This window comes from Rhizobium croatiense (genome assembly GCF_019793465.1).
GTDB lineage: Bacteria > Pseudomonadota > Alphaproteobacteria > Rhizobiales > Rhizobiaceae > Rhizobium > Rhizobium croatiense.
This window is the reverse complement of record NZ_JAILYJ010000009.1, coordinates 77,256-104,251: the sequence shown is the minus strand read 5'-3', so window position 1 is coordinate 104,251 and position 26,996 is coordinate 77,256. Positions and strand designations below refer to the sequence as shown.

Sequence of the window (26,996 nt, the reverse complement as noted above, 5' to 3'; positions counted from 1 at the left end):
ATGCTCCGGAATGGGACAGGTTGGTGTGAAATGCGTGTGCAAACGACCATCGAAATTTTTGACTATTGGAACCGTATCCGCGGCGCAGCCGATGCGCCGCTGAAATCCCAGGTCGAACCGTCCGCCGTACCCCATCTACTGCAAAGTCTCTTCATCCTCGAGGCGCGCGGGGACGGAGACATCGTTTTCCGGCTCGCCGGCACCCGCATCTGCGATCTCTTTGGGCGGGATCTGCGCGGCGAACGTTTCTCATCGCTCTGGGCGCATGGCCAGCACGCGGATATCGAACGCACCGCGATGGGTGTCATGGACCACGCCATGCCGGCCCTGTTCAATGCCACCGGCTACAGCACCGTCGGGCACCAGGCATCCTTCGAGATCATCATGATGCCGCTGCGCTCGTCGCACGGCGCTTGCGACCGGGTGCTCGGCGCGATCGCGCCGGTGGCGGCCGCAAGCTGGCTGGAGATCGTGCCGCTCGAATTGCTGGCGCTCGACCGCAGCCGTCTGCTGCCCGAAAAGTTCAGCAAGGTCGCGCCGGCCGAACTGCGCCCGATCAACGAGATCGTCGCGGGAAAAAGCATCGGTTTCGGCCAGGCCATGCGCCGCGTGGTGTCGCAGCTGCTGAGTGTCGAGGCGCGCTGAGCGTCTCGTTTCAGGACAGCGGCCATACTCGTTTTTGGCTATGTCGGCGGGCGCCGAGACAACCTTCTGTTAATGGATTGGAGGTAAAGATTGGCCTCTGAGATTTTCATGAAGAAGCCTTTTGATGCACTCGTTCCAGCCAGCACAGACGCAACGACCTGCGCCGCGCCCTGAACAAGGCGTTTTCCAGCGCGTGCCGATCAATATGCAGGGCCGGCTGATGCTTGCAAACTACGAGGAGTTTGAATGCATGGTGATCGACATGTCGCCCGGCGATATGTACGTCACCTGCTCCGGCCGGCCGCGCGCCAACGAACGCGTCGTCGCCTATATCGACCATCTCGGGCGCGTCGAAGGTTATGTCCAGACGCTCGACGGCCGCGGCTTCACCATGTCGATCAATGCCACCGAGCGCAAACGCGAGAAGCTCGCCGCTCAGCTCACCTGGCTTGCCAACAAGCACGAGCTCGGCCTGCCGGAAGATCGCCGCCACGACCGTCTGACGCCGCGCGACGTCAAGACCGAACTGACGCTCGATGACGGTACGCGATATGCCTGCCGCATCATGGACCTTTCGCTCTCCGGCGCGGCCGTCGACGTCGAGATGCGCCCTTCCATCGGAACGGCGGTGCGTCTCGGCAATATGCGCGGCCGTGTCGTGCGCCATTTCGTCGAAGGTGTGGCGATCGAATTCCTGTCGATCCAGTCCCGCGAGACGCTGCGGGAATTCCTCTGACAGCTGTAGCGAAGCGCGCTGCCCCGCCGGGGATTTCCGCGGCGGCTGCGTTTTCGCCAGACTTCCGCCGAGGCTGCTGCCAGCGCCGGCGCTCACCCGGTCAGGTCGCATCGAGAACACCTGGATTTGACCGCAACAAATCTGCAAGCGGCGACAAATCCGGCTTGGGAAAGCAAGCGCGAAATCCTGTCGCAAGTTGTTCCCACCAGTAGATGCCTAAGCTTATGAGTGGAATAACCTGCGACACCGATCAGCCGGGAGCAGGTCGCGCATAATTCGGTAGCGATTTTACGCCCGACAGCACCGCCCTTCCCTTCGTTATCGAGATAAAGGATAAGGTCCTCCCCGACCGCAGAGGCGCCGATGTCAGCTCTCTATCCAAAAATCGAACCCTATGATCATGGTCTGCTCGACACGGGCGACGGCAACCTGATCTATTGGGAGACATGCGGCAATCCGAATGGGCGGCCGGCACTGATGCTGCACGGCGGGCCGGGCTCCGGCTGTTCGACTGACGCCCGACGCCAGTTCGATCCGGAGGCCTATCGGATCGTCCTCTTCGATCAGCGCAATTGCGGCCGAAGCCTGCCGAGTGCGGCCGATCCCACGACCGACCTCTCCCTGAATACGACCTGGCATCTCGTGGCTGATATCGAGAAGCTGCGGCTCTCTCTCGACATCGACAGCTGGCTGCTTTTCGGCAACTCCTGGGGCTCGACGCTGGCGCTGGCCTATGCCGAAACGCATCGGGAGCGAGCCGCTGCGATCGTCCTGTCGGGCGTCACCACCACGCGGCGCTCGGAAATCGACTGGCTCTGTCGCGGCATGGCGCCGCTCTTTCCGGAAGAATGGCATCGTTTCCGTCAGGGGATTCCTTCCAGCATGAAGGGGCTGGATGAGGATATGGCCGGAGCCTATCACCGTCTCCTCAACGATCCGGACCCGCAGACGCGTCTGAAGGCGGCGCGCGACTGGCATGACTGGGAGGCAGCCTCGATCCTGCTCGCCGATCCGGACGGCCTGCCGCGCCGCTGGGCCGACCCGTTCTACGTTCTGACACGCGCCCGCATCATCACCCATTATTTCCTCAACGGTGCATGGCTGGAGGACGGCGTGCTCTTGAGGAACGCCGCACAGCTTGCCGGTATTCCAGGCATCCTGTTGCAGGGACGGTTCGACATCGAGGCACCACTTGTCACCGCCTGGGAACTGGTGCGCGCTTGGCCCGAAAGTGAACTCAGGATTCTCCCGTACGCTGCCCATTCCGCCGCAAATCCTGATATGAGCGCAGCAATCGTCGCCGCCACCGACCGGTTTCGCAATTTCCCTCAAAAATAATTTTTCCTTTTGAGTCGCGGTGCGCGGCAGTTTTCCGGTCATCGGCCGGACAATTCCAGTCATTCCGGGCCCTTTGGTCCGAAGACCGCATGCCGCCGGCAAGGACGGCTTCCGCGCAGGAGTTTACCCAGCTCAGGGGAAACCCTTAATGGCCGGACGGCAGCACAGCCTTTTCGAGCGCGAAAGCCTTGCCGCGCAAATTACAATTTTAATCGACTTCGAGACAAATGCGCCTCGAATTTTATGCGCATTCGAGTTTGTTTTTAGCCAAGTTTTATCGGCATTTGATTCAACTAAGCCTTTAATTCTATTACGCAATTTTGCGCGAGATAAAAACGTCAGTGTCATTGTCGCCTCAACTTAGGGGAGACGGCAATGACGACTGCGAATATCCTGAAAGGCGGCCTTCTGGCCGGTGTCATCGCGATGACCATGGCGGGTTCGGGACAGGCAACCCCAGCAAGCATGGCACTGGCAGGCAATGCCAGCCCGCCGATCGGACACTATGAGTTCTGCAAGGCAAATCCAACGGAATGCGCCTATGCCGGCGGCGACGCCGGACCGGCCATTCTCACCGAGGAGCGCTGGAAGGAAATTCTCAAGGTCAACTACACTGTCAATTCGTCGGTCCAGCCGGAAACGGATGAACAGATCTACGGCGTCGAAGAGCGCTGGGCCTATCCCTCCAGCGTCGGTGACTGCGAGGACTATGTCCTGCTGAAGCGCAAGATGCTGATCGAGGACGGCTTTTCACCATCCGACACGCTGATTACGGTCGTGTTGCAGCCGAACGGCGAAGGCCATGCCGTGCTGACGGTCCGCACCGACCACGGCGACTTCATTCTCGACAACATGCGCAACAAGGTGCTGCTGTGGTCGGACACTGAATACACCTATCTCAAGCGCCAGTCCGCCAATGATCCGGGCCGCTGGTCGAAGCTTCAGGACGGCCGCGCCGTCGCGGTCGGTAGCGTCAAGTAGCAGCATAACCCGCCGGCCAAGCCGGCGCTGGCTCCGGCCCGGTCAGTCCCCGCATCCCGTCCCGACCGGTGCCCAAGAGCCGTTCCCGCTGTCCCGGGAACGGCTCTCTCCTTTTTGGGACAAGGGCCATTCCGGTACAGCGGCAACCCGAAAACTTAGCGAATTATTAACCCTGCCGGTCTGATCATGTTGGTGAGATTCATCATCGGCACCGGCGGCTCATGTTCTTCCTGCGGCGGACCGAAACACGAAGAACCGCCATGAGCCAAGCCGCGCAAAGCACACCGGACGAGCAGCCGCTTTTTTCCATGGGTTTCCTCCTGCGCACGATGGCGGTGATCGCCGTCCTTGCGGTCCTGACTGTCGCCATCAGCATCGCAGGTCGTTGGTTCGGCCGGCACATCTCCCTTGCCGGCAATACCGACAGCACATCTGAAATCACGCTGACCATCGGCCGCGACACCGTGAAACTGCCCGAGAATGCCATCCGCTTCCCGAGCCAGCGGCATGAAGGTGCGGCCGAGCGCGTCGATCTCTACCTCGCCTGGCCTGACATGCGGGGTTACGGCAAGGACAACCATCTTCGATTCGACGATGTCGCCCAATCCTCCGGGCTGATCTTCCTGCAGATCGCCCAGAGCACCATGTCGCGCGACATGTCCGGCCGGCTGGAGCCGATCTATTCGCATCTGATCGAAGGACCGTCCGAGGCTTTTCGCGACCGATTGACGCTGCACCGTCTTCGCGCCGATGCCGGCTATGGCGACGAAGTGCTGCTGACGGCACCTGTCAAGGGCGAACCGGACTACGTCGTGCGCTGCATATTGCCGTCAACCCCGGACAAGGCGGCAAGCGGTGATTGCCAGCGAGATATCAAGGTCGGCAAGGATCTCAGCGTCCTCTACCGCTTCTCCAGCAACCATCTCGACGATTGGGAACATATTGATGCCGCGATCCGCACCTTTGTAGAGGCGCGTCTTATGAACCGTTCTGCGACAGGTCCCTAAAATGCTTCCGGAAGGCGAGTGAAACGATTCATCATAAACGGATTGGTAACGCTGAATCGGTAATTTCAAAAGACGAGCTATACGGCGGGGGGTGTGCGGTTCCTGCCCAATATCTGAAATGCAAGCGAAGAGTGGAATAGTGTCAAGGTCAGTCTCCTCCGTATCATCATTCCGGTCCGGCAGCTTTTTCGCAAAGCTCCTGGCGATCCTTTCGGTGGCTCTCACGGTCGTCCTGGTTGATTCAGTCAATGCGGAAGCGAAGACGGCCAATCCGAAATATGCAGGCATCGTCGTCGACGCCAAGACCGGCAACGTTCTCTACAGCGAGAACGCCGATCGGCTGCAATACCCGGCCTCGCTAACCAAGATGATGACACTCTACATGGTCTTCGAAGCGCTGGAGCAGGGGCGCATCCGTCTCGACACGCCGGTTCCCTTCTCCGCTCATGCCGCTGCCCAGGCGCCCACCAAACTTGGCGTGCGCGCCGGCGGCACGATTACCGTGGAACAGGGCATCCTCGGTCTCGTCACTCTGTCGGCGAATGATGCCTCAACCGCCCTCGGCGAACTGCTGGCAGGCAGCGAGGATCGCTTTGCCCAGTTGATGACAGCCAAGGCGCATGCTCTCGGCATGACCCGCACGACCTATCGCAACGCCAACGGCCTTCCGAACACTGCGCAGATGACGACGGCGCGCGACCAGGCCCGCCTCGGCATCGCTCTCCGTCAGCATTTCCCGCAATATTACGGCTATTTTTCCACCCGCGCCTTCAAGTTCGGCAGCCGCACGATCCGCAGTCATAACCGGCTGGTCGGCTCGGTGCGCGGTGTCGACGGAATCAAAACCGGTTACACGCGGGCCGCCGGCTTCAATCTTGTGAGTTCTGTCCAAGTTGACGGCAAGTCGATCGTCAGCGTGGTGCTTGGCGGTACTTCCGGAGCGGCTCGCGACGCCCAGATGCGCAATCTGATCGCCACTTACCTGCCCAAGGCGTCGAGCCGCGGCGGAAACTCGGCGCTGGTGGCTCAAGCAGCCCCTGCCCCGGCGATTATCGAAACGCCCGCTCCGGTTCAGCCGCAGAAGGCCCGACAGCAGCTCGCCCCGCAGCCGGTCGCCCAGCAACAGGTCGCCCAGCAACAGGTCGCAAAGACGATCACCGCAGCGCAGCCGCCGATTTCCGCCGCTGCCGCCGATCTCGGCCTGCCGCACAAGGGGCCGCTGCCGGACGCTCGCTATCAGGTGGCCGCAACCGAAGTCGCCTATACCGAAACATCCGCGACGAAGTCAGACAACCCGCTGATCGCCCAGGCCATGCCGGCACCGACCAAGGTCAAGACCACGAGCTTCAAGCCGCAGGCTCCGGCCGCAGCACCTGCCGAACCGGACAGCGCCGCCGTCGATCACGTCACGACTGCTTCGACCAGCTCCGCCCCGGCAAGCGTCGCGCCGGGGGGCTGGGTCGTACAGGTCGGCGTCTCGCCGAGCCGGCAGATGGCCATGGACCTTCTGGAGGGCGCCAAGAGCAAGGGCGGCAAGGCGCTGGCCTCGGCAAAACCCTTCGCCGTCGCCTACGGTACGGGCAATGACCAGGTCTACCGCGCCCGCTTCGGCGGCTTCGATGATCAGCGTGATGCGGTCAACGCCTGCAAGGCCTTGAAGAAGGCCGGCATCAAGTGCTGGGCGGCTGCACAATGAGCTATTCGATGCTGCCTGCAACATGGCCGGCGGCATTGGTAACGGCCGGAATCGGTGTTTGCGTTTCCGGCCACCATTCTTGAACTCGATCAGTAGTGCGTACGGGGAAAACAATGGCAATCAATGAAAATGTTCCGGGAATGCCAGGCGACCGCCGCATCGGGGCCAAGGGGCGCTCAGCCCTGCATCCGCTGCACGAAGCGGCGCTGCGGCTCGCCGAGATGGGCCTGCCGCGGCCGAGAGCGAAATCTGCCAAGACCCGCGATCTCATCAACCTGCTGCTTTGCCACGGCGCTCGCGCCTGGCGCTATTCCCAGCCGGAAGCCCGGATCCATCTGCATGTGACCTCGCCCGACGGCAGCGCCCCGGTGCAATTGCGCCTGCGCTGAGCCGCCGGTGCTGTCGGGAACGTTGTCTTCGGCAATAGAGGTTAGAGCAGGCCGAGCTCGGTAAGCTCGCGTCGCAGGTCGGCCGGCATCTCGGCGATGCCGGCGCCCAGGCTCGCCAAATCGGCCGGCACGTCATCCTGCGCATAGTAGCGCCAGCCCTGGAACGGCCGCTTCGGCTGTACCGCGGTTTCGATGACTTCGGGACCGAGCATCAGGCGGCAGCGTGAAATCCCTTCGGCGTCGGTGAAGTTCTCGATGCCGAGCAGCCGCTGTCTCGCCTGCACCTGCCCCTTGATCACCCAGTAGAGCGAGCCGCCGTCGAGCAGCTCCTCCATGCGTTTGGGCACCATGCGGGTCGTATGCACGGAATGCGGCTCGAGCCCGGTGGCAATGGCGCGTAGCGAACGTTCCGCCACCCATTCGCGCAGATCGTCGATCGAGTCGGCGCCGACACAGAGTTTGATGAGATGCAATGCCATACCGCCGTTGAAATCCTTTTGGCGGCGAGCGTCAAGCGCCTACGGCATGCCGGGCGAAACTGTGCAGCGGTTTTGCACTTGCTGAAAAGTTGAACCGCTCTGACGCGGTCGCAAACTCAGCATTCGACGACATTGACGGCGAGGCCGCCGGTCGAGGTTTCCTTGTATTTCTCGCTCATGTCGTGGCCGGTCTGGCGCATCGTCTCGATGCAGGCGTCCAGCGGCACAAAGTGCTGGCCGTCGCCCTTGACAGCGAGCGATGCCGCCGTGACGGCCTTGACCGCCCCGAGCGCATTGCGCTCGATGCAGGGAACCTGGACGAGGCCCGCAACCGGATCGCAGGTCATGCCGAGATGATGTTCGAGCGCAATCTCGGCGGCGTTCTCGATCTGCTCCGGGGTGCCGCCCATCACGGCCGCAAGGCCGGCAGCCGCCATCGCCGCGGCCGAACCGACCTCGCCCTGACAGCCGACCTCGGCGCCCGAGATCGAGGCGTTATGCTTGATGATGCCGCCGATGGCGGCGGCCGTCAGCAGATAATCGCGAATACCGTTCTGGTCCCAGTCCTCATGGAAATGCTCGTAATAGCGGATCGTCGCCGGAATGACGCCGGCCGCCCCGTTGGTCGGCGCGGTGACGACACGGCCGCCGGCCGCATTTTCCTCGTTGACGGCCATCGCATAGACGCTGAGCCAATCGTTGGCGAGCAGCGGATTGACGCGATTGCTGCGCCACTCCTCCTGCAGCTTGTCGTGAATTCTGCGGGCGCGGCGCTTGACGTTGAGGCCGCCCGGCATGACGCCTTCGACCTTGAGGCCGCGCTCGATGCAGGAGCGCATTGCCTCCCAAATTCTGTCGAGCCCCTGATCGAGCTCCTCGCGGCTGCGCTGGCTCTCCTCGTTCGCCCGCTTCATCTGCGCAATCGAAAGCCCCGAGCGCTCGGCCATGTCGAGCATCTGCCTGGCGGTCGCGAAAGGATAGGGCACACGCGCGCCGCCTGCGGCGTTCTTCTTCGCCCGCATCTGTTCCAGTTCGGTGTCGGTGACGACGAAGCCGCCGCCGACCGAATAATAGATGCGTTTCAAGAGCAGCCGGCCGTCGCGATCATAAGCGGAAAAGATCATGCCGTTGGCATGGCCGGGCAGCGGCTGCTTCTTGTCGAAAACCAGGTCGGTCTTCGGCTGGAACTGGTAGGCCGGATGTCCCGCCGGCGCGATGCGGCCGGTGCGCTCGACCGTATCGATGATGCCGTCCATCTTGTCGGGATCGACGCTGTCGGGCGCTTCGCCCATCAGCCCGAGGATGACGGCCCTGCCCGTTCCATGGCCGATGCCGGTATGGGCGAGCGAACCATGCAGGCTTACCTTGATGGCGGCGACCTGCGCACCCGATGACGGGCGCGGCCATTCATTCGACAGGATCAGGTCGATAAAGCGGTTGGCGGCCGACATCGGACCCATCGTGTGCGAACTCGACGGCCCGACACCGATCTTGAACACATCGAATACCGAGAGAAACATGGATGCGCCTTCTGAATATGAGGATGCAAGCTTAAGCAAGGTCGGTTTCGAACCCGTGCGAGCCACCGACATCGCCTGGAGCCGATGCGACATCCCGGGACCATACACCCAGAGCATGATGCCGAAAAGCGGAAGCGGCGTTCGGACGACGTCATGCTCTAACTTGTTAATTTGGCACAGGATTCTGATTTCGCCGACCCGACCCGAAATCATCCTGTTCTGGCATGTCGGCCGGAAAATCGGAATCGCTTTTCGGAAACTGCGATTTACAGATTCAAGTGTTGCAGCGTCATTCCGGACGCGCCGCGCGCCAAAATCCGGCGGCGCTGGCTCACCGGTCATTGCAGCATCTCGATGCATATGTAAGGTGGCCGCACTTCATGCGGAGACTGAATCAGTGATGACGACGGCGGACTACATTGCTCTGGCCTTCTTTGCCTGTGTCTGGGCGGGTTATTCCTGGCTGTTGAAGGGCCGCACCTTCTTCGGCCGTACCAGCCTGACTCATGCGATGACCGAACGGCGGCGAGATTGGATCTACAATTCGCTGCGCCGCGACCTGAAGATGATCGACACGCAGATCATGGCCGGCCTGCAGAACGGCACGGCTTTTTTCGCCTCCACCTCGATTTTCGCGATCGGCAGCTGCTTCGCCCTGCTCGGCGCGACGGAGAAGGTCGACGCCGTCTTTGCCGACCTGCCCTTCGTCTTCCACAGCGGCCATGCCGCCTTCGAGATGAAGGTCGGTGGGCTTGCGGCGCTTTTCGGCTATGCCTTCTTCAAGTTCGGCTGGTCTTATCGGCTGTTCAACTATTGCACCATCCTTTTCGGTGCCATCCCGATGATGCGCGACACAGAGAGCGACGTCATCGCCGCCGAGCGCGCCGCCGAACGGGTCATCCGCATGAATGTCATCGCGGGCAGCCATTTCAACGAAGGTCTCAGGGCGATCTTTCTGTCGATCGGCTACCTCGGCTGGTTCATCAACCCTTATGTCTTCATGCTGACGACGGCGATCGTCATCTTCGTGCTGACACGGCGGCAGTTCTTCTCGGAGGCGCGGCTGGCGATCATGGATGCCGGCCCGCCATCCAATCTTCACCTTTCCGCACTTCGCCGCGACATGCCGTCGAACGACGGAAATGATCTGACCGGGAGACTTTGATGACCATGCCGGCAATGCAGGCCGATGCGGCGGCAAGACCGCCACGCATCGGTCTACTGGATACGGCGCGCGGCATCGCGCTGATCGCCATGGCGAGCTACCATTTCTCCTGGGACCTGGAGTTCATGGGATATCTCGCGCCGGGCACGGCCGAGACCGGCTGGCTGAAGATCTATGCCCGGGCGATCGCCACGACCTTCCTCTTCATCGTCGGCGTCAGTCTGGTGCTTTCCAGCACGCCGACGATTCGCTGGCCGTCCTTCTGGAAGCGTTTGGGCATGATTGCCGCGGCAGCCGCGGCCATTTCGATCGTCACCCGCATCGCGATGCCGGACGGGTGGATCTATTTCGGCATTCTGCATTGTATCGCGGCGCTCACACTCATCGGCATCGTTTTCATCCGGCTGCCGCTCGCCGTCACGCTCGTCGTCACGTTGGCACTCCTGGCCGCCTGGATCACCGATAATTTCGGCACGCCGGGGCTGCTGCGCTCGTCCTTTTTCGATCCGCGATATCTCGCGTGGATCGGCCTTGCCGAAATGCCGCAACGATCGAACGACTACGTGCCACTGTTTCCCTGGGCAACGCCGTTCTTTGCCGGACTGAGCATCGCCTCGATCGCCATCAGAACCGGTCTGCCGCACCGGCTTGCCGCCCTTGGCACCGGCTCCTGGTGGCCGGCCCGGCTCGGCCGTCACAGCCTTGCCTTCTATCTCATCCACCAGCCGGTGCTGATCGCCATCGCCTACGGGCTTTCCCTTCTCGTCCCGCCGCCAAAGCCGGATCCGGCGGAAACTTACCTAAGGCAATGCAACTCCACTTGCGTGATGCAGCAAGGTGAAGCGCTCTGCCGGAGTTTCTGCCAGTGTACGCTCGGAAAATTGCAGGCCCAAAACCTGTTGATCCCACTGCAGGCGAACGAGATCGACGTCCAGAAGGATGACCGGGTGCAGACGCTCGTCACCGAATGCAGCGCCGAGGCGGAATAGGGACGGACGAAGGCTCTGCCCCCGTTGTCAGGTGGTGACGCCGATTTCGGCGAGGCGGCCGAGGCAGGCCTCCTCGATATTGTCGAGTTCCGTCAGCGTGTCGTCTATATCCTTGCGCTTCTGGCGCAGGTCCTCACGCTTCTCGTCGACGCGCTTCATCAGAAGCTTCAGCTGGCCGAGTTCGCCCGGCGGCTCCTTGTAGACCTGGATGATCTCGCGAATTTCCGCGATGGTGAAACCGATCCGCCGCCCGCGCAGGATTTCGCCAATCAGCCGGCGATCCGCCGGCCGGAACAGGCGGGTGCGCCCTCGCCGCTCCGGATGGATCAGCCCCTCATCCTCGTAGAATCGGAGCGTGCGCGTCGAGACACCGAATTCGCGCGTGAGCTCCGTTATGCTATAATATTTGTTCACCGGCATGTGTTCCCCGTCGTCGAACCGGCAATAATATTGACTTTTACGTAATAGTCAATTTCAGCCACCATTCAGATGCCGAACCACCAGGTCGCGATGCCGAGAAAGGCGAAAAAGCCGGTACAGTCGGTCACCGTGGTAACGAAGACCGAGGAGGCGATGGCCGGATCGGCCCCCATCTTGTCGAGCAGAAGCGGCAGCAGGATGCCGGCAAGGGCTGCCGCCATCAGATTGATGATCATCGCCGCCGCGATCACGCCGCCGAGCTGGTAGTCGTGGAACCATGTGCCGGCTATCGCGCCCATGATCGTCGCGAAGATGACGCCGTTGAGGATGCCGACGCCCGCCTCCCTGCGGATGATGCGGCCGGCATTGTAGATGTCGAGATCGCGGGTGGCGAGCGCGCGCACCGTCACCGTCATCGTCTGCGTGCCGGCATTGCCGCCCATCGAGGCGACGATCGGCATCAGCACCGCAAGCGCGATCATCTTCTCGATCGAGGCGTCGAACAGGCCGATGACGCTGGCCGAGAGCATTGCCGTGCCGAGATTGATCAGCAGCCAGAGGAAACGCGAGCGCGCCGTCGACAGCACATTGTCGGACAGCTCTTCGTCGCCGACGCCGCCGAGGCGCTTGATGTCCTCGTCCGCCTCTTCATGGATGACGTCGACGACGTCGTCGATGGTCAATACGCCGACCAGCCGGCCGTTTTCGTCGACGACGGCGGCCGAGAGAAGGTCGTATTGTTCGAAGAGCTGGGCGGCCTCTTCCTGGTCCATCTCGGCAGGAACCGGATGGTTGGTTTCACGCATGATCTGCTCGATCTTCGTCTGACGCTTGGTGCGCAGGATCTGATCGAGATCGACGGCGCCGAGCAGCTTGAAGGTCGGATCGATGACGAAGATCTGCGAAAAGGAATAGGGCAGATCCTCCTCGTCGCGCATGTAGTCGATCGTCTGGCCGACCGTCCAGAACGGCGGCACGGCGACGAATTCCGTCTGCATGCGGCGCCCGGCCGAGCTTTCCGGATAGTCGAGCGCCCGGCGCAGCCGCACCCGCTCGGTAAACGGCAGCTGCGCAAGGATCTCTTCCCGGTCTTCCTTGTCGAGATCTTCGAGAATGTAGACGGCATCGTCCGAATCGAGCTCGCCGATCGCCGCGGCGATCTGCTCGTTCGGCATCTGGTCGACGATTTCGCGGCGGATCGCCTCGTCGACCTCGGTCAGTGCCGTCATGTCGAAATCTTCGCCGAGCAGGCGCACCAGCGCCAGCCGCTGATCCGGCTGGATCGATTCCAGCAGGTCGCCTATTTCCGATTCATGCAGCCGAGCAACATTCTGGCGCAGGAACAGCGTATCGCGATCGGCGATCGCGGCGCCGACGAGCGCCAGGAAATCGCCGCGGACATTGCCATCCTCGTCGTAAATATCCGCTTCCTCGTCATCGCGCCGGCGAATGCGGTCTTCCGTATCGGTCGTCGTCATCTGCCGCCCTCGCACCTGGTTCGAATTTCAACGACTGCCGCGCCCCATTCGCAAATGTCGGCCGAAAACACATTGTCAACAAGCGGATAGTAAATCCCGCGCAAGGCTTCCCGCAGTCGGAATTCCTGCTCCTGCTAGCTCAAAGCATCCCTGCCGTAAAGCGCCAAACCGCGCTTCTTGATGACAATGCCTGCGACCGGCGATAGTTTCCCCGTCGTTCAAACTGAGAAAGCCCGCTTCATGCCCGTCCGTCCGATCCTGCGTTATCCGCATCAGGGCCTGAAGACCGTCTGCGCGCCGGTAACGGCGTTCGATGCGTCGCTGGCCGCGCTGGCCGACGACCTGCTGGCGACGATGCGCGCCGCCCCCGGCGTCGGCATCACCGCCGCCCATATTGGCGTCTTCCTTCGTGTGACGGTACTCGAACTCGACAGGGCCGACGGCGTGCGCCTCTATGTCAATCCTGAGATCACCTGGCGGTCGCAGGAGACGATGATCCATGCCGAGGGCAGCGTCTCCATGCCCGGCGCGACCGACGAAGTCACACGCCCGCGGGCGATCCGCTTCCGCTATCAGGATGCCGACGGCAAGATGCACGACGAGGCCGCCGAAGGTTTCCTCGCCATTTGCATCCAGCACGAGGTCGACCAGCTCGATGGCATCTTCTGGCTGCAGCGGCTTTCGCGGCTGAAGCGCGACCGCCTCGTCAAAAAATGGGAGAAGACGCAAGGCTGACAAATCGCCCGGCACACCGAACCATTCGCCCCTGCCGGCGTTCTCCCGGAGAGAAACAAGGAGCGACCATAATGGCAAGGATCGGTGACAAGACCCCGATTTCACGCGAGGCCCCCGAGCTTTCCCGTGAGGAAGAGTATCGCGACCTCGAAGAACGCAATCTCGACGATGGCTGGCCCTATGCCGACGGCACCGCTGCCAGCGATCCGGCCAACCGCCCCTATGGCGAGACAAAGGCAAATTTCGACAGCGATCCCAACCAAGGCTTTCGCGTCGACGGCACGGATAAGGACGGCAACGAGAATCGCCTGAAGGATTCGCTGCGCGCCGGCACGATCGATCGTGACGTCAGCGACGAGCTCGAGGCGCGGGTAAACGACAATCTCGAAAACATTCCCGAAGTCGACATCAACAGCATCGAGGTCCATGCCGACGGCCACGTCATCACCCTGGAAGGCTCGGTGGAGACGATCGGCATTGCCCGCAAGGTCGAGCTCGGCGCACTTTCTGTCGACGGCGTCCATCATGTGCGCAACAAGCTGCAGCTGACCGGCGTCGACGCCCATATCCCCAACGAAGACTGAACGTCACGGGTGACATGGCGATTAGGACGGGAGGCGGGCTTCCGCCCCCGTATGGCTGCGTCTAACATTACCAAAAGTTAACAATTTGCGATTGTAGCAAGCGCGGGCAATCCGTTGGCCTTTTTTGTCAGGCGGCTGCCGTAACGAAAACGTCAAAATCGTTGACAAGACCGTGATTTCATTTGAACAAAAGGCCGATGGCCAACCGTTTTCCGCTCACAATTTCGCCTGAATTGCGGCGCGATCTCATAACTCGCCGGGGATGGTTTATGTTGTTGAATTCAACAACAGATTGAGGAGAAGAAACCATGCGCATCAAATTTGCCCTCGCCGCATCCCTGTTCGCCGTCAGCCTCGCAGGCGCTGCCTTCGCCCAGCCGACATATTCCGACGACTATACCAATGACAGTGACGGCTTTGCGCCGAGCCCGATGGCCAAGCCCGCTTCGGTTCACTACAGCAACCGCAAGGCCCCGGCCTATTCCAGCGATTATACCAATGACAGCGACGGCTTCGCCCCGTCCGCCATGGCCGCCCCAGTCGTCGACAAGACGGCGACCGCGAGCATCAAGCCCCTGCCCCCGTGCCACAGCATGGTCGGTCCGAGCGGCTCCCATACCAAGGGTGCCGACAGCGGCGCCTCACGCACCGAAGCCTGCCGCGCAACGCATTGATCAAAAAGGAAGGGGCCGGAAAATCGGCCCCTTCCTTTCAATCTGCTTCTAATGCATGTCGCCCGGAAGTGTGCAGCGGTTCCGGGACAACGACATGCATCAAAGCAAAGGGCTAAAGCGCGTCGCATGAATCAAATTTGATGCGACGCGCTTTATCGCCTCAGAATACGAATGGAACGAGCCGGTAACGGGTCGTGGCCATGAAGGCCGCATAGGCGGGATCCTCCTTGAGCAGACGTTCCTCTGCCAGAAGCCGCAGACATTGCGCGCCAAGAGCCGTCGCATAAATGGCGAAATTCGAGATCGAGGGATTGGCCAGGAAGAAACTGACATGCGTCATCAAATAGCCCGCATACATCGGGTGGCGGACAAACCTGTAGGGGCCGCCGATCTTGACGCCACGGTTGGCCGGCACCAGACCGAAGCTTCGCCGCAATACCAGCTTTGCCGATATTTGCAGGATAAAGCCGAGGCACATCACCAATCCACAGAGCCAGAGCGGCGCAAGCGGCTCCGTCGTCGTTGGCGAGACGAGCAGCGGGAAGAGCGTTCCTATGGCGGTGACAATCCAGTCATAGACCCGTAGCGACGCATTCTTCGTCGGTCGGCGGGTCAGGATCAGAAAGGCGGCAGCGCCTTCCGAGACTAGCAGCAGGCAATCGATAATCGCTCTGTCACCGTGCGCCTGCGGCAGGATGCGCAGGACAATCGCGACAAAGAGATAGACGACCAGAACCTTCTCGATGATGTCGAGGACGAAATAGATGTCGAGGAACGACCCGCTTGCCGCGTCTTTTATCTTCATTATTCCCAATGCTTCCGCAGATACACACCGGGCCGACATATATCTTGGCCGCAACTAAGGATGGGTTAAGCCGTTTACGAGAAAATTTCGCGGAGCGTCTCAAAATTACATCTCGATCTTCGAGAATCAATTGACGCGTGAGTCGCGCCTCAGATCAGCGCGACGTGTTTCACCGTCGCGGCGTCAATCACGGCCAACCGGCCGTGTTACACATATACAAAGTGATCAGCTTATACCGACATCATCGCCCGGCGAGCGTTCCCTGAAAAGGGATGGTGCGGTCGAGAAGACTCGAACTTCCACGGGTTGCCCCACAGCGACCTCAACGCTGCGCGTCTACCAATTCCGCCACGACCGCATCGTGGTAGGTGCCGATTTGCGTCGGCGGGGCAGCATGTAGCAAAAGCATTTGGGGTGCACAAGGGCGATATGACAGTTTTTTTGAAAACCTTTCACAGCATTTGAATTGGCTGGAAAACGGGTCCATATAGGTCCCCTGCAGCCCCTATTTATCAGGCATTTCGGGGCAAGCGGCAAGGAATGGCCATGCTTCGCACCGATCTCGAATTCTCCATGCTTCCCAAACTCGATACCCGCCCGGTGCGCTGGCGCATCGCCGATGGGCTCGTAGCCTATGAGGAAGCGGTGGAAATGATGGAGCGGGAGGTCGCGGCGATCGCAGACGGCGGCGACGAGCTTGTCTGGCTCGTCGAGCATCCGCCGCTCTATACCGCCGGCACCAGCGCCAATGCCGGTGACCTCGTCCAGCCGGATCGCTTCCCGGTCTTTGCGACGGGGCGCGGCGGCGAATATACCTATCACGGCCCCGGTCAGCGCGTCGCCTACGTCATGCTCGACCTCAAGCGCCGGCGCCAGGACGTGCGCGCCTTCGTCGCCGCCCTCGAGGAGGTCGTCATCCGCACGCTCGACATGATGAACGTGCGCGGCGAGCGGCGCGAGGATCGCGTCGGCGTCTGGGTACGCCGCCCGGAAAAACCGTTGCTGGCCGACGGAACGATGGCTGAAGACAAGATTGCCGCCCTCGGTATCCGCTTGCGCAAATGGGTGACCTTCCACGGCCTGTCGCTGAACGTCGATCCGGACCTCGATCATTTCAGCGGCATCGTGCCCTGCGGGATATCGGCCTATGGCGTGACCAGCCTCGTCGACCTCGGCCTGCCTGTCATGATGGCGGATGTCGATATCAGGCTGCGCGCCGCTTTCGAGACGGTTTTTGGCGAGACGGTGAACGAGAGCTGACCGCTTGCGAGGTTTGACGGCTTGATTTGCCCGGCTTTCCCGTGATTGATGGCCGCCGTTCCCGCAAGAATCGGCCGCCATGTCAGATCCTCATCAAAACTCCCTGAAGGGCATGGCCATCATGTCCGGCGCCATGGTCATCCTGCCAACCATGGATGCCATCGCCAAATACATGGCGACTTTCGAGGCGATGTCGCCGGGCCAGGTGACGTTCTACCGATTCTTTTTCCAGATCGCCTGCACCCTGCCAATCCTCGTCGCTCTGTTCGGGCTCAAGGCGTTTTCGGCCAAACGACCATGGATGAATATTCTGCGCGGCGTGCTGCACGGGGCTGCCAGCCTGCTGTTCTTCGTCGCCGTCAAATACATGCCGCTTGCCGACGTCTTCGCCATCTATTTCGTCGAGCCCTTCATGCTGACCGCCATGTCGGCGGTGTTCCTGGGAGAGAAGGTCGGCTGGCGCCGCTGGATGGCGATCGCGGTCGGTTTCGGCGGCGCAATGATCGTCATTCAGCCCAGCTACGAGATTTTCGGCCTCAAGGCGCTGCTGCCGGTCGCCTGCGCTTTTCTGTTCTCGCTCTATCTTTTCCTCAACCGCGCGATCGGCGAGGCCGATTCGCCGCTCACCATGCAGACGATGGCCGGCATCGGCGGAACGGTGTTCATGGCCGCCGCCCTTCTCGTCGGCAGCGGCGCCGGCAATGCGAATTTCACCATCTCCCTGCCCGCCTCCGGTCTCGGTCTCGCCCTGCTTCTCGCTCTCGGCTCGATCTCCGGCTATGCGCATCTGCTGGTTGTCCGGGCTTTCCGGCTTGCGCCGATGTCGCTGCTTGCGCCTTTCCAATATTTCGAGATCATCTCGGCCACGGTGCTCGGCTATGCGCTGTTCAACGATTTCCCGAATTTTTCCAAGTGGATCGGCATCTTCATCATCATTGCATCGGGGCTCTTCATCATCTGGCGCGAGCGCCAGCAGCACAGTCGCTAAAATCCTCCTGAATTCGAGAGTATCGGGTTAACTCCCCTTCTTGAGGGATCGTCAATTCGCAGGGGATAGAACTCTCTGTGGCTTCATGATGAAGCCTGGAGTTAAAACATGAGCGAATTTCGTCTCGCTTTTCCGGCCTGCGTCGTGGCCGGCAAGCATCGGCTGGCGGCCGAAGATATCGTGCTATTGCGCAAACATGCCTTTCCCGAGGGAATCCGGACATCCCAGGATGTCGCGGCGATGTTGGCGCTCAACAATTCCTGTCCTGAAAAATGTGCCGAGTGGAACGCCTTCTTCGTGGAGCAACTCGCCGGTTTCATCGTCAACCACACCTATCCGCAGGGCTCGTTGGATGACATCAACGTTGCCTGGATCATGCGCATGTTCACGACCGACGGCGTCGTCAACTCGGCGCTGGAGCTCGAGCTCATTCTCCACATCATGGAGATTTCGGCCGATGTCCCGGGTGAATTGAGAGCGCTTGCCCTCGACCAGCTTCGTCTGGCGATCACCGACGGCATCGGCGGCTACAAGCTGTCACGCGCCGTCGACCGCAGGAGCATCACCCGCCAGGACGTCGACTTTACGATGCGCATCTTCAGAAGCATCGCCGCAGGCGGCGTCATCGCCGTGTCTTCGGGCGAATATGGCGTCTTCCAGCAGATCGAGCAGGCAACCCTGCCGGCTGCCAACCATCCGCACTGGGCCGGCATCATGGCTGCCGTCGAACTGCGCGATCGTCCCGAGCCGCGCCGCAGCCGCTGGCTTCGCATCGTCGACGAAGAACCGGTTGCCAGAGCCGCGGTCGCCTGAGCTTTCTCAAGCGCGATTGTGCGTTCCGGTGTTTTATGCGTAAAACTCCGGAACGCATTTCTGGGTGGAGTCTCGATGTTCAAGAAAATCCTGATCGCGAATCGCGGCGAGATTGCCTGCCGCGTGATCAAGACCGCGCGCCGTATGGGCATTTCGACCGTTGCGGTCTATTCGGATGCGGATCGGGATGCGCTGCATGTCGAAATGGCCGACGAGGCCGTCCATATCGGCCCCGCCGCAGCCTCCGAAAGTTATCTGGTCGCCGAGAAGATCATCGCCGCCTGCAAGGCGACCGGCGCCGAGGCGGTGCATCCCGGCTACGGCTTTCTTTCCGAGCGCGCCTCCTTCTGCGCCGAGTTGGAAAAGCAGGGAATCGTCTTCATCGGCCCGAAGCCGAAGGCAATCATGGCGATGGGCGACAAGATCGAATCGAAGAAATTCGCCAACGCCGCCGGTGTGTCCACCGTGCCCGGCCATCTCGGCATCATCGACGATGCTGCCCATGCGGAAACGATCGCCGGCGGCATCGGCTATCCCGTCATGATCAAGGCGTCGGCCGGCGGCGGCGGCAAGGGCATGCGCATCGCCTGGAACAAGACGGAGGTCCGCGATGGCTTCGAGCGCGCCCGGTCGGAGGCGAAAAGCTCGTTCGGCGACGACCGCATCTTCATCGAGAAGTTCGTCGTCGAGCCGCGCCACATCGAAATCCAAGTGCTGGCCGATGCACACGGCAACGTCGTCTATCTCGGCGAGCGGGAATGCTCGATCCAGCGGCGCAACCAGAAGGTGGCCGAAGAGGCGCCCTCGCCGTTCCTCGACGAAAAGACCCGCAAGGCCATGGGCGAACAATCGGTGGCGCTGGCTAAAGCCGTCGACTACCAGAGCGCCGGCACCGTCGAATTCATCGTCGACCGCGACCGCAACTTCTATTTCCTCGAAATGAACACCCGCCTTCAGGTCGAGCATCCGGTCACCGAGCTCGTCACCGGCATCGATCTCGTCGAACAAATGATCCGCGTCGCGGCCGGAGAGCCGCTCCGCTTCGGCCAGGAGGATGTCAGCCTCGACGGCTGGGCGATCGAAAGCCGGCTCTATGCCGAAGATCCCTACCGCAATTTCCTGCCTTCGATCGGCCGCCTGACGCGCTACCGCCCGCCGGTGGAAGGCCGGACCGGCCATGTCGTCGTCCGCAACGATACCGGCGTTTTCGAAGGCGCTGAAATCTCGATGTATTACGATCCGATGATCGCAAAGCTCTGCACCTGGGCGCCGACGCGCGGCGAGGCGATCGACGCCATGGGCCGGGCGCTCGACGGCTTCGTCGTCGACGGCATCGAACACAATGTCCCCTTCCTGTCGGCGCTGATGAAACATCCGCGCTGGCGCGAAGGCCGGCTTTCCACCGGTTTCATCGCCGAGGAATATCCTGACGGCTTCGCGCCGATGAAGCCGGACCGGCAGGAGGAAGCCACGCTCGCTGCGATCGCGCTGTCGGCCTCGCTGATCGAAACGAACCGCCGCGAAGGTTTCGCCGATCGCCTGCGCGCCGCATCCGGCCCGCTGCGTGAGCATTGGGTGGTCAAGACAGGCGAAAACTATGTCGATGTCAGATTGCTCGACGGCCTCGTCACCATCCCCTTCGATATGGACATGGCGATAGAGGGCGAGAACCGGAGCGTTGTCACCGATTGGAGACCGGGTGACCCGGTCTGGAGCGGCAAGGTCAGCGGCCGGGATATCACTGCCCAGATCCGTCCCGTTCTCAACGGCCTGCGCATCGACTGGCAGGGATTGTCCGTCACCGCCAAGGTCTTTTCGCCGCGCCATGCCGAACTCGACAGGCTGATGCCGGTGAAGCTGCCGCCTGATACCTCCAAGCTCCTGCTCTGCCCTATGCCCGGCCTCGTCGTTGCCATCGCGGTTGCCGAGGGACAGGAGGTCAAGGCCGGCGAGACGCTTGCGATCGTCGAAGCGATGAAAATGGAAAACGTGCTGCGCGCCGAGCGCGATCTCGTTGTTTCGAAGATCAATGCCGCGGCCGGCGAAAGCCTGGCCGTCGATGCCGTGATCATGGAATTCGCCTGAGAGAAAGCCCCGCAGCCGGCCGTTTTCGCTTGAGCGCGGCGCGCCGACCATGCCAAGCTCAGCCCCAATAATATTGTCAGGGAGATGTCAAATGGACGTTCGCGCCGCCGTAGCCGTTCAGGCCGGAAAACCGCTGGAAGTGATGACCGTGCAGCTGGAGGGGCCGAAGGCCGGCGAAGTGCTGGTCGAGGTCAAGGCGACCGGCATCTGCCACACCGACGATTTCACCCTGTCGGGCGCCGATCCGGAAGGCCTGTTCCCGGCGATCCTCGGCCATGAAGGTGCCGGCATCGTCGTCGATGTCGGCCCCGGTGTCACTTCGGTGAAGAAGGGTGACCACGTCATTCCGCTCTACACGCCGGAATGCCGCGAATGTTATTCCTGCCTGTCGCGCAAGACCAATCTCTGCACCGCCATCCGCTCGACCCAGGGCCAGGGTCTGATGCCTGATGGTACTTCGCGCTTCTCGATCGGCAAGGACAAGATCCATCACTATATGGGCTGCTCGACCTTCGCCAATTTCACCGTGCTGCCGGAGATTGCCCTTGCCAAGGTCAATCCCGACGCGCCCTTCGACAAGATCTGCTACATCGGCTGCGGGGTGACAACCGGCATCGGCGCGGTGATCAACACCGCCAAGGTCGAGATCGGCGCCACCGCCATCGTCTTCGGTCTCGGCGGTATCGGCCTCAACGTGCTGCAGGGCTTAAGCCTGGCCGGCGCCGACATGATCATCGGCGTCGACATCAATCCCGAGCGCAAGGCCTGGGGCGAGAAATTCGGCATGACGCATTTCGTCAATCCGAAGGAGGTCGGCGACGACATCGTGCCCTATCTCGTCAACATGACGAAGCGGGGCGGCGACCTAATCGGCGGCGCCGACTACACCTTCGACTGCACCGGCAACACCAAGGTGATGCGCCAGGCGCTGGAAGCATCGCACCGCGGCTGGGGCAAGTCGATCATCATCGGCGTTGCCGGCGCCGGCCAGGAGATCTCCACCCGGCCGTTCCAGCTGGTCACCGGCCGCAACTGGATGGGCACCGCCTTCGGCGGCGCGCGCGGCCGCACCGACGTGCCCAAGATTGTCGACTGGTACATGCAGGGCAAGATCCAGATCGACCCGATGATCACCCACACCATGCCGCTCGAAGACATCAACAAGGGCTTCGAGATGATGCACAAGGGCGAGAGCATCCGCGGCGTGGTGGTCTACTGATGGCTTCGACGACCTACACGACCGACCTCAAGAGTGTCGATGAGCTCCTCGCGCGGGAGCTGTACGACCTGTTGAAAATGCGCGTCGATGTTTTCGTCGTCGAGCAGAACTGCCCTTATCCGGAACTGGACGGCAAGGATATCGATGCCCTGCATCTACGGCTGATGGAGAGCAGCGAACTCCTGGCCTCGGCGCGGATCCTGAAACCGCACGAGCCGCAGGATCCGTCTAAGATCGGCCGCGTCGTCGTCTCACCCGCCCATCGCGGCAAGCGGCTGGGCGATGCATTGATGAGCGAAGCGATCTCTGCTTGCGAACGGCTTTATCCGGCAAACCCCATTGCCTTGTCGGCGCAGGCCCATCTGCGCCGATTCTACGAAGCGTTCGGTTTCGTCGTGGTATCGGAGGAATATCTGGAAGACGGCATTCCCCATATCGATATGGTCCGCCAGCTCGCCATCCGGCCGGCAAGGATATTGTCATGATCTATGTCGATGCCGATGCCTGCCCGGTGAAGCCGGAAGTCCTGAAAGTTGCCGAACGCCACGGCCTCGAAGTTACCTTCGTCGCCAATTCCGGCCTGCGCCCATCGCGCGATCCGATGGTTCACAACGTCATCGTCTCCAACGCCTTCGATGCCGCCGACAACTGGATTGCCGAGCACGCCGGTCCGGGCGATGTCGTCGTCACCGCCGACGTGCCGCTCGCTGTGCGCTGTGTCGCCACCGGCGCTTTCGTCAGCGGCCCGACGGGCCGTGTCTTCGACGAGACCAATATCGGCATGGCCAGTGCCATGCGCGATCTCGGCGCGCATTTGCGCGAAACCGGCGAGAGCAAGGGCTACAACGCCGCCTTCAGCCCGAAAGACCGCTCACGCTTCCTCGAGACTTTCGATCGCCTCTGCCGCCGTGCCAAGAGCCTTTCCGCCGAGGCTGGCCGGCAGCCCTGATCACACCCGCATGAAACGGGTGGCATGGCGGCCATGCGGATTCCCACCTTGAACGCAGCCGTCCCCTCACGCATATAGACGCTATCGCAGACGACTGCGGCATCCTGACGGATGCGACGTCGCGGGGACGGCCTCGCTCTTGAACAAGGAGAGTCGCATGGCCTGGTTTCTGCTTTTTCTTGCCGGTCTTTTCGAATGTGGTTGGGCGATCGGCCTTAAATACACTGATGGTTTCACGCGGCCGTTGCCGACAGCGTTGACTGTCATATCCATGGTGGTCAGCGTCGTGCTGCTCGGCCTGGCGGTGAAGCAACTGCCGATCGGCACCGCCTATGCGGTCTGGACCGGCATCGGCACGGTCGGCACCGTGCTGCTCAGCATCTGGCTGCTCGGCGATCAGGCAAGTGTCTCCCGTCTTGCCTGTATCACGCTGATCGTCGGCGGCATCGCCGGTCTCAAGCTCACCGCCTAAATAAAGAAAACGCTGCGGGGCATTGCAACGCCCCGCAGTCTATATCATCAGGCTGTCTTGCGGCTGTCGACGGCAAACGCGCCGGGACCGGAGAAGAACAGGTAGAGGAAGACGAAGCAGAACAGGATCGCGGCGTCGCCCTCATTGACAACAGGGAAGAAGCTACGCGGCGCATGCGCCATGAAATAGGCGACCGCCATTTGGCCGGCCAGCAGGAAGGCGACGGGACGCGTCAGCAGGCCGACGAGAATGAGGATGCCGCCGACCAACTCCAGGAGGGCTGCAAAAAGCATCAGCGGCGGCAGCGAGCCCTCCATCGCCGGAATGGGGAAACTGAAAAGCTTCATCGTGCCATGTTCGATGAACAGCAGCGCGGTGATGATTCTGAGAGCGGCCAGCCCATAGGGCTGATAGGCAGAAAGACGCTCGAAACTTGACATAAAACCTCTCCATTTAAAATATTGCAGCCGAGCGTTAGCCCGTCCCCGACAGGGATTGAACACACGGATCGCTGACATCCGTTCACTTTTTCGACAGCAGGCAAACACCTGAGCCAGCGGCTTTTTCATTTTCGAATGTCAGAGCGGAATGTTGTCGTGTTTCTTCCACGGATTGGCGAGATCCTTGTTGCGCAGCATCTTCAGGCCGCGCGCCAGCCGCCTCCGGGTCGAATGCGGCATGATCACCTCGTCGACATAACCGCGCTCGGCGGCGACGAAGGGGGACAGGAACCGGTCCTCGTACATTTTCGTATGGGCGGCGATCTTTTCCGGATCGGCGATATCCTTGCGGAAGATGATCTCGACCGCGCCCTTGGCGCCCATCACGGCGATCTGCGCCGTCGGCCAGGCATAGTTCAAGTCGCCACGCAGATGCTTCGACGCCATCACATCATAGGCGCCGCCGAAAGCCTTGCGGGTGATGACGGTGAGCTTCGGCACCGTCGCCTCGGCATAGGCAAAGAGCAGCTTGGCGCCATGCTTGATGAGCCCGCCATATTCCTGTGCGGTGCCCGGCAGGAAGCCCGGCACGTCGACGAAGGTGACGATCGGAATGTTGAAGCAGTCGCAGAAGCGCACGAAGCGGGCGGCCTTGCGCGAGGCGTCGCTGTCGAGCACGCCGGCCAGCACCATCGGCTGGTTGGCGACGAAGCCGACGGTGGAGCCTTCGATGCGGCCGAAGCCGCAGACGATATTTCCGGCAAAGCTCGCCTGGATCTCGAAGAAATCCCCCTCGTCCGCCACCTTCCGGATCAGTTCCTTGATGTCATAAGGCTTGTTGGCGCTCGCCGGCACCAGCGTGTCGAGCGATGCGTCGGTCTCCGTCACCGACTGGTAACATTCGATCTCGGGCAGCGGCGCGGTGTTCGAAAGCGGCAGGAAATCGATCAGCCGGCGCACCTGCAGCAGCGTTTCGACATCATTCTCATAGGCGCCGTCGGCAATCGAAGAGCGGGTGCTATGCACCACGGCGCCGCCGAGTTCCTCAGCGGTTACCGTCTCGTTGGTGACGGTTTTCACCACATCGGGGCCGGTGACGAACATGTAGGAGGTATCGCGCACCATGAAGATGAAATCGGTCATGGCAGGCGAATAGACGTCGCCGCCGGCGCAGGGACCCATGATGACGGAGATCTGCGGGATAACGCCCGAAGCGAGCACGTTGCGCTGGAACACTTCGGCATAACCGCCAAGTGCGGCCACGCCTTCCTGGATGCGGGCGCCGCCCGCATCATAGATGCCGACGATCGGCGCGCGGTTTTTCAGCGCCATGTCCTGCACCTTCATGATCTTCTCGGCATGCGCTTCCGAAAGCGAGCCGCCGAAGACGGTGAAGTCTTTGGCGAAGACGAAGACCGTGCGGCCATTGACCGTGCCCCAGCCGGTCACGACGCCGTCGCCGGCAATGCGGCTCTTGTCCATGCCGAAATCGGTGGAGCGATGTTCGACGAACATGTCGAACTCCTCGAAGGAGCCTTCGTCGAGAAAGAGGTCGATGCGCTCCCGCGCCGTCAGCTTGCCACGCTTGTGCTGAGCCTCGATACGCGCCTTGCCGCCGCCAAGGCGGGCGATGCCGCGGCGGCGTTCCAGTTCTTCGAGAATTTCCTTCATGCGATTTCCCTCACCGCCTGCGTGTTGGATATGCGTTAGAGCATGATGCCGAAAAGTGTGAGCGGTTTTCGGGCGACATCATGCTTTAACTCTTTAATTTAGAACAAGATTCAGATTCTAGGCCGACCAGGCCCAATCATCCTTAGCGGCTACGTCCGCTGAGCGAGAAAACCGAGCGTATCCTGGCTGCCACATCCTCGGCGATGATTTCGTCGGCAAGCTTGGGATCGGCGGCCATGCTGGTCACGTCGAAGGCGCTGACGGCGATCACCGAGCCATCCTCCACCGAAGCCGCGTCGACGCTGATCTTGGCGACGTTGCGGTCCTTCTGGAAGCCGAGGCCTTTCTGGATGGATATCACGCGGATCGTCAGCACAACCCGCGGCAGCGCGGTATCGCGCACAGTGGCATTGATCGCGGCATTGACGCGGTCGTTGATGCCGGAGAGCAGTTCGGCCGGCATGTTCGGTCCGGAGAGAACGACCGCGCTGCGCACATCGTAGAGCTGCGGCGCAGGCTTCGGACCTAAAAGGCTGGCGCAGTCCGTGAGCGCAATACAGACGAGTACGGCCCGGCAAAAACTCGACCTCAGCCAATTCATGACAAAATCCCGCACCCACCCCATTGGAGTCGCAGTTTCGTCATAATGCCCGGGAAGGCAATATGTTTCAGGCGCTTAGGGCGAAAAAAACATCCGCCGCCGCCTTGAACTCGACAAAGCGCTTGGCGCGGCGCTCCTCGGCTTCCTCGTCGCGCCCCCAATGCTCGATCGTCCAGTCCTCGTCGAGATGGGCGAGCGACCACACCTCTTCCACCGTCACCCGACCCTCGGCAAAGGCCAGTGCCAGGATCGCCGAACCGGTCAGCGTCGTGATGGTGTGGAGAGCGGCGAGCGCCATTGGGCTCTGATGCCGCGCCAGCGTGACGGCAAAGGCTGCGGTCGCCTCGCGCGGCTGCTCGTGGTGCATCACCCCCTCAATGAGGATGAAGCGGGCGCCCAGATCATTGGCCGCCCAGTCGATTACCGGATCCCAGCGCTCCCACTGGCGCTCGACCAGCAGTTCGGGGCCGTCGGCGCGGTAGCAGAGGAGGTCGCTCGCGGAAAAGCGCAGGATGTCTTCGAAGATCGCCTGCACATTGGTGGCCACGCCGTCGAGCGCGGTGTTGACGAGCCGGGTCACCGGCATGGTCACGGGATCGATCTCCTGGCCTTGGGCCTGCCATTCGGCGGCGACAAGCTGCGCGAGCGCTTCGGTCGGCACGGCGAGAACCTGTCGCGCCGGCGTGCGCACCATCTTGCCGTCGAGCGTGATCGCAAAACCGCCCTCGTGCTCGGCAACGGCGACCTCGGCATAGAAGCGCTTCGGCAGCGGTTTCTTCATCTGAATCTGTGCCCGGCGGATGGGATCGGGATGGCTCAGGCCTTCGGAAAGATCGTTCAGCAGATCGCGCATGGGC

29 protein-coding genes, 1 tRNA gene and 1 pseudogene are annotated in these 26,996 nt (G+C 61.5%); 21 read left to right on the top strand and 10 right to left on the bottom strand.

The features are described 5' to 3' along the window. From K6M89_RS16235 to K6M89_RS16200, 8 genes are all read left to right on the top strand, one after another. Positions 1 to 645 (top strand): PAS domain-containing protein, encoded by a 645-nt coding sequence (locus K6M89_RS16235; RefSeq protein WP_222140142.1) that lies wholly within the window; start codon positions 1 to 3, stop codon positions 643 to 645. 124 nt (positions 646 to 769) lie between these two features. Continuing rightward, the gene (locus K6M89_RS16230) at positions 770 to 1,381 is read left to right on the top strand and encodes a PilZ domain-containing protein (RefSeq protein WP_038689051.1); all 612 of its coding nucleotides are present in this window, start codon (positions 770 to 772) and stop codon (positions 1,379 to 1,381) included. 363 nt (positions 1,382 to 1,744) lie between these two features. Then, complete coding sequence (gene pip, locus K6M89_RS16225) at positions 1,745 to 2,719, top strand: prolyl aminopeptidase (RefSeq protein WP_222140141.1); 975 nt, start codon at positions 1,745 to 1,747, stop codon at positions 2,717 to 2,719. Positions 2,720 to 2,738: 19 nt separating this feature from the next. Continuing rightward, on the top strand, positions 2,739 to 3,083 hold the full coding sequence (locus K6M89_RS16220) for a hypothetical protein (RefSeq protein WP_222140140.1): 345 nt from the start codon (positions 2,739 to 2,741) through the stop codon (positions 3,081 to 3,083). A gap of 11 nt (positions 3,084 to 3,094) precedes the next feature. Further along, positions 3,095 to 3,700 carry a transglutaminase-like cysteine peptidase gene (locus K6M89_RS16215; RefSeq protein WP_097579360.1) on the top strand — a complete coding sequence of 202 codons (606 nt, stop codon included), beginning with the start codon at positions 3,095 to 3,097 and terminating at the stop codon, positions 3,698 to 3,700. 221 nt (positions 3,701 to 3,921) lie between these two features. After that, positions 3,922 to 4,707, top strand: a complete 786-nt coding sequence (locus K6M89_RS16210) for a hypothetical protein (protein WP_222140139.1) — start codon at positions 3,922 to 3,924, stop codon at positions 4,705 to 4,707. A 118-nt stretch (positions 4,708 to 4,825) separates the two neighbouring features. Beyond that, entirely contained in the window at positions 4,826 to 6,403 is a 1,578-nt protein-coding gene (locus K6M89_RS16205) for a D-alanyl-D-alanine carboxypeptidase (protein ID WP_222140138.1), read from the top strand. Between the two features lie 113 nt (positions 6,404 to 6,516). Beyond that, the gene (locus K6M89_RS16200; RefSeq protein WP_097579363.1) at positions 6,517 to 6,792 is read left to right on the top strand and encodes a hypothetical protein; all 276 of its coding nucleotides are present in this window, start codon (positions 6,517 to 6,519) and stop codon (positions 6,790 to 6,792) included. 41 nt (positions 6,793 to 6,833) lie between these two features. Here the strand turns inward: K6M89_RS16200 and K6M89_RS16195 are convergent, their stop codons facing one another. Both K6M89_RS16195 and K6M89_RS16190 read right to left on the bottom strand, forming a co-directional pair. Continuing rightward, entirely contained in the window at positions 6,834 to 7,271 is a 438-nt protein-coding gene (locus tag K6M89_RS16195) for a DUF1489 family protein (RefSeq protein ID WP_222140137.1), read from the bottom strand. A 116-nt stretch (positions 7,272 to 7,387) separates the two neighbouring features. Next, positions 7,388 to 8,791, bottom strand: a complete 1,404-nt coding sequence (locus tag K6M89_RS16190; protein WP_222140136.1) for an L-serine ammonia-lyase — start codon at positions 8,789 to 8,791, stop codon at positions 7,388 to 7,390. Between the two features lie 400 nt (positions 8,792 to 9,191). Between K6M89_RS16190 and K6M89_RS16185 the strand changes: the two genes are divergently transcribed. Next, the gene (locus tag K6M89_RS16185) at positions 9,192 to 9,956 is read left to right on the top strand and encodes a DUF599 domain-containing protein (protein WP_064685816.1); all 765 of its coding nucleotides are present in this window, start codon (positions 9,192 to 9,194) and stop codon (positions 9,954 to 9,956) included. Continuing rightward, positions 9,956 to 10,945 carry a heparan-alpha-glucosaminide N-acetyltransferase gene (locus tag K6M89_RS16180; RefSeq protein ID WP_222140135.1) on the top strand — a complete coding sequence of 330 codons (990 nt, stop codon included), beginning with the start codon at positions 9,956 to 9,958 and terminating at the stop codon, positions 10,943 to 10,945. The genes K6M89_RS16185 and K6M89_RS16180 overlap by 1 nt, the downstream gene beginning before the upstream one ends. A gap of 27 nt (positions 10,946 to 10,972) precedes the next feature. Here K6M89_RS16180 and K6M89_RS16175 read toward each other — a convergent pair whose 3' ends face one another. Next, complete coding sequence (locus K6M89_RS16175) at positions 10,973 to 11,365, bottom strand: MerR family transcriptional regulator (protein ID WP_011425479.1); 393 nt, start codon at positions 11,363 to 11,365, stop codon at positions 10,973 to 10,975. Positions 11,366 to 11,430: 65 nt separating this feature from the next. Further along, positions 11,431 to 12,843, bottom strand: a complete 1,413-nt coding sequence (gene mgtE, locus K6M89_RS16170; RefSeq protein ID WP_097579367.1) for a magnesium transporter — start codon at positions 12,841 to 12,843, stop codon at positions 11,431 to 11,433. Positions 12,844 to 13,083: 240 nt separating this feature from the next. Here mgtE and K6M89_RS16165 point away from each other — a divergent pair, with 240 nt between their 5' ends. The 3 genes from K6M89_RS16165 to K6M89_RS16155 all read left to right on the top strand — a co-directional run bounded on the left by K6M89_RS16165 (position 13,084) and on the right by K6M89_RS16155 (position 14,836). After that, positions 13,084 to 13,578, top strand: a complete 495-nt coding sequence (locus K6M89_RS16165; protein ID WP_222140134.1) for a peptide deformylase — start codon at positions 13,084 to 13,086, stop codon at positions 13,576 to 13,578. A 71-nt stretch (positions 13,579 to 13,649) separates the two neighbouring features. Beyond that, entirely contained in the window at positions 13,650 to 14,162 is a 513-nt protein-coding gene (locus K6M89_RS16160) for a BON domain-containing protein (RefSeq protein WP_222140133.1), read from the top strand. 308 nt (positions 14,163 to 14,470) lie between these two features. Further along, a complete protein-coding gene (locus tag K6M89_RS16155; protein WP_097579370.1) occupies positions 14,471 to 14,836 on the top strand; it encodes a hypothetical protein in 366 nt (121 codons plus the stop codon). A gap of 160 nt (positions 14,837 to 14,996) precedes the next feature. Here the strand turns inward: K6M89_RS16155 and K6M89_RS16150 are convergent, their stop codons facing one another. Beyond that, positions 14,997 to 15,641: a methyltransferase family protein gene (locus tag K6M89_RS16150; RefSeq protein ID WP_222140132.1), complete on the bottom strand. Its 645-nt coding sequence runs from the start codon at positions 15,639 to 15,641 to the stop codon at positions 14,997 to 14,999. Positions 15,642 to 15,914: 273 nt separating this feature from the next. Then, positions 15,915 to 15,999, bottom strand: a tRNA-Leu gene (locus tag K6M89_RS16145). Between the two features lie 182 nt (positions 16,000 to 16,181). Between K6M89_RS16145 and lipB the strand changes: the two genes are divergently transcribed. The 8 genes and pseudogenes from lipB (at position 16,182) to sugE (ending at position 23,427) form a co-directional block, all read left to right on the top strand. Further along, positions 16,182 to 16,901 carry a lipoyl(octanoyl) transferase LipB gene (gene lipB, locus K6M89_RS16140; protein ID WP_222140131.1) on the top strand — a complete coding sequence of 240 codons (720 nt, stop codon included), beginning with the start codon at positions 16,182 to 16,184 and terminating at the stop codon, positions 16,899 to 16,901. 79 nt (positions 16,902 to 16,980) lie between these two features. Further along, a pseudogene (locus K6M89_RS16135) lies at positions 16,981 to 17,900 on the top strand (DMT family transporter). A gap of 97 nt (positions 17,901 to 17,997) precedes the next feature. After that, positions 17,998 to 18,702, top strand: coding sequence for a hypothetical protein (locus K6M89_RS16130; RefSeq protein ID WP_222140129.1), 705 nt, complete (start codon positions 17,998 to 18,000; stop codon positions 18,700 to 18,702). A gap of 75 nt (positions 18,703 to 18,777) precedes the next feature. Then, positions 18,778 to 20,787: an acetyl-CoA carboxylase biotin carboxylase subunit gene (locus tag K6M89_RS16125; RefSeq protein WP_222140128.1), complete on the top strand. Its 2,010-nt coding sequence runs from the start codon at positions 18,778 to 18,780 to the stop codon at positions 20,785 to 20,787. A 91-nt stretch (positions 20,788 to 20,878) separates the two neighbouring features. Next, on the top strand, positions 20,879 to 22,006 hold the full coding sequence (locus K6M89_RS16120; protein WP_222140127.1) for an S-(hydroxymethyl)glutathione dehydrogenase/class III alcohol dehydrogenase: 1,128 nt from the start codon (positions 20,879 to 20,881) through the stop codon (positions 22,004 to 22,006). Further along, positions 22,006 to 22,491, top strand: coding sequence for a GNAT family N-acetyltransferase (locus K6M89_RS16115; protein WP_222140126.1), 486 nt, complete (start codon positions 22,006 to 22,008; stop codon positions 22,489 to 22,491). Before K6M89_RS16120 ends, K6M89_RS16115 begins: the two co-directional genes overlap by 1 nt. Continuing rightward, the gene (locus K6M89_RS16110) at positions 22,488 to 22,955 is read left to right on the top strand and encodes a YaiI/YqxD family protein (RefSeq protein ID WP_222140125.1); all 468 of its coding nucleotides are present in this window, start codon (positions 22,488 to 22,490) and stop codon (positions 22,953 to 22,955) included. Before K6M89_RS16115 ends, K6M89_RS16110 begins: the two co-directional genes overlap by 4 nt. 157 nt (positions 22,956 to 23,112) lie before the next feature. Then, positions 23,113 to 23,427, top strand: coding sequence for a quaternary ammonium compound efflux SMR transporter SugE (gene sugE / locus K6M89_RS16105; RefSeq protein WP_222140124.1), 315 nt, complete (start codon positions 23,113 to 23,115; stop codon positions 23,425 to 23,427). Between the two features lie 47 nt (positions 23,428 to 23,474). On the opposite strand, the gene K6M89_RS16100 is transcribed toward sugE, so the two are convergent. From K6M89_RS16100 to K6M89_RS16085, 4 genes are all read right to left on the bottom strand, one after another. Then, entirely contained in the window at positions 23,475 to 23,867 is a 393-nt protein-coding gene (locus K6M89_RS16100) for a DoxX family protein (protein ID WP_097583857.1), read from the bottom strand. 138 nt (positions 23,868 to 24,005) lie between these two features. Further along, positions 24,006 to 25,538, bottom strand: coding sequence for an acyl-CoA carboxylase subunit beta (locus K6M89_RS16095; protein ID WP_222140123.1), 1,533 nt, complete (start codon positions 25,536 to 25,538; stop codon positions 24,006 to 24,008). A gap of 142 nt (positions 25,539 to 25,680) precedes the next feature. After that, the gene (locus K6M89_RS16090) at positions 25,681 to 26,139 is read right to left on the bottom strand and encodes a calponin homology domain-containing protein (RefSeq protein ID WP_097583861.1); all 459 of its coding nucleotides are present in this window, start codon (positions 26,137 to 26,139) and stop codon (positions 25,681 to 25,683) included. Between the two features lie 67 nt (positions 26,140 to 26,206). Continuing rightward, positions 26,207 to 26,992, bottom strand: coding sequence for an ATP12 family chaperone protein (locus K6M89_RS16085; protein ID WP_222140122.1), 786 nt, complete (start codon positions 26,990 to 26,992; stop codon positions 26,207 to 26,209). Between the last annotated feature and the right edge of the window lie 4 nt (positions 26,993 to 26,996).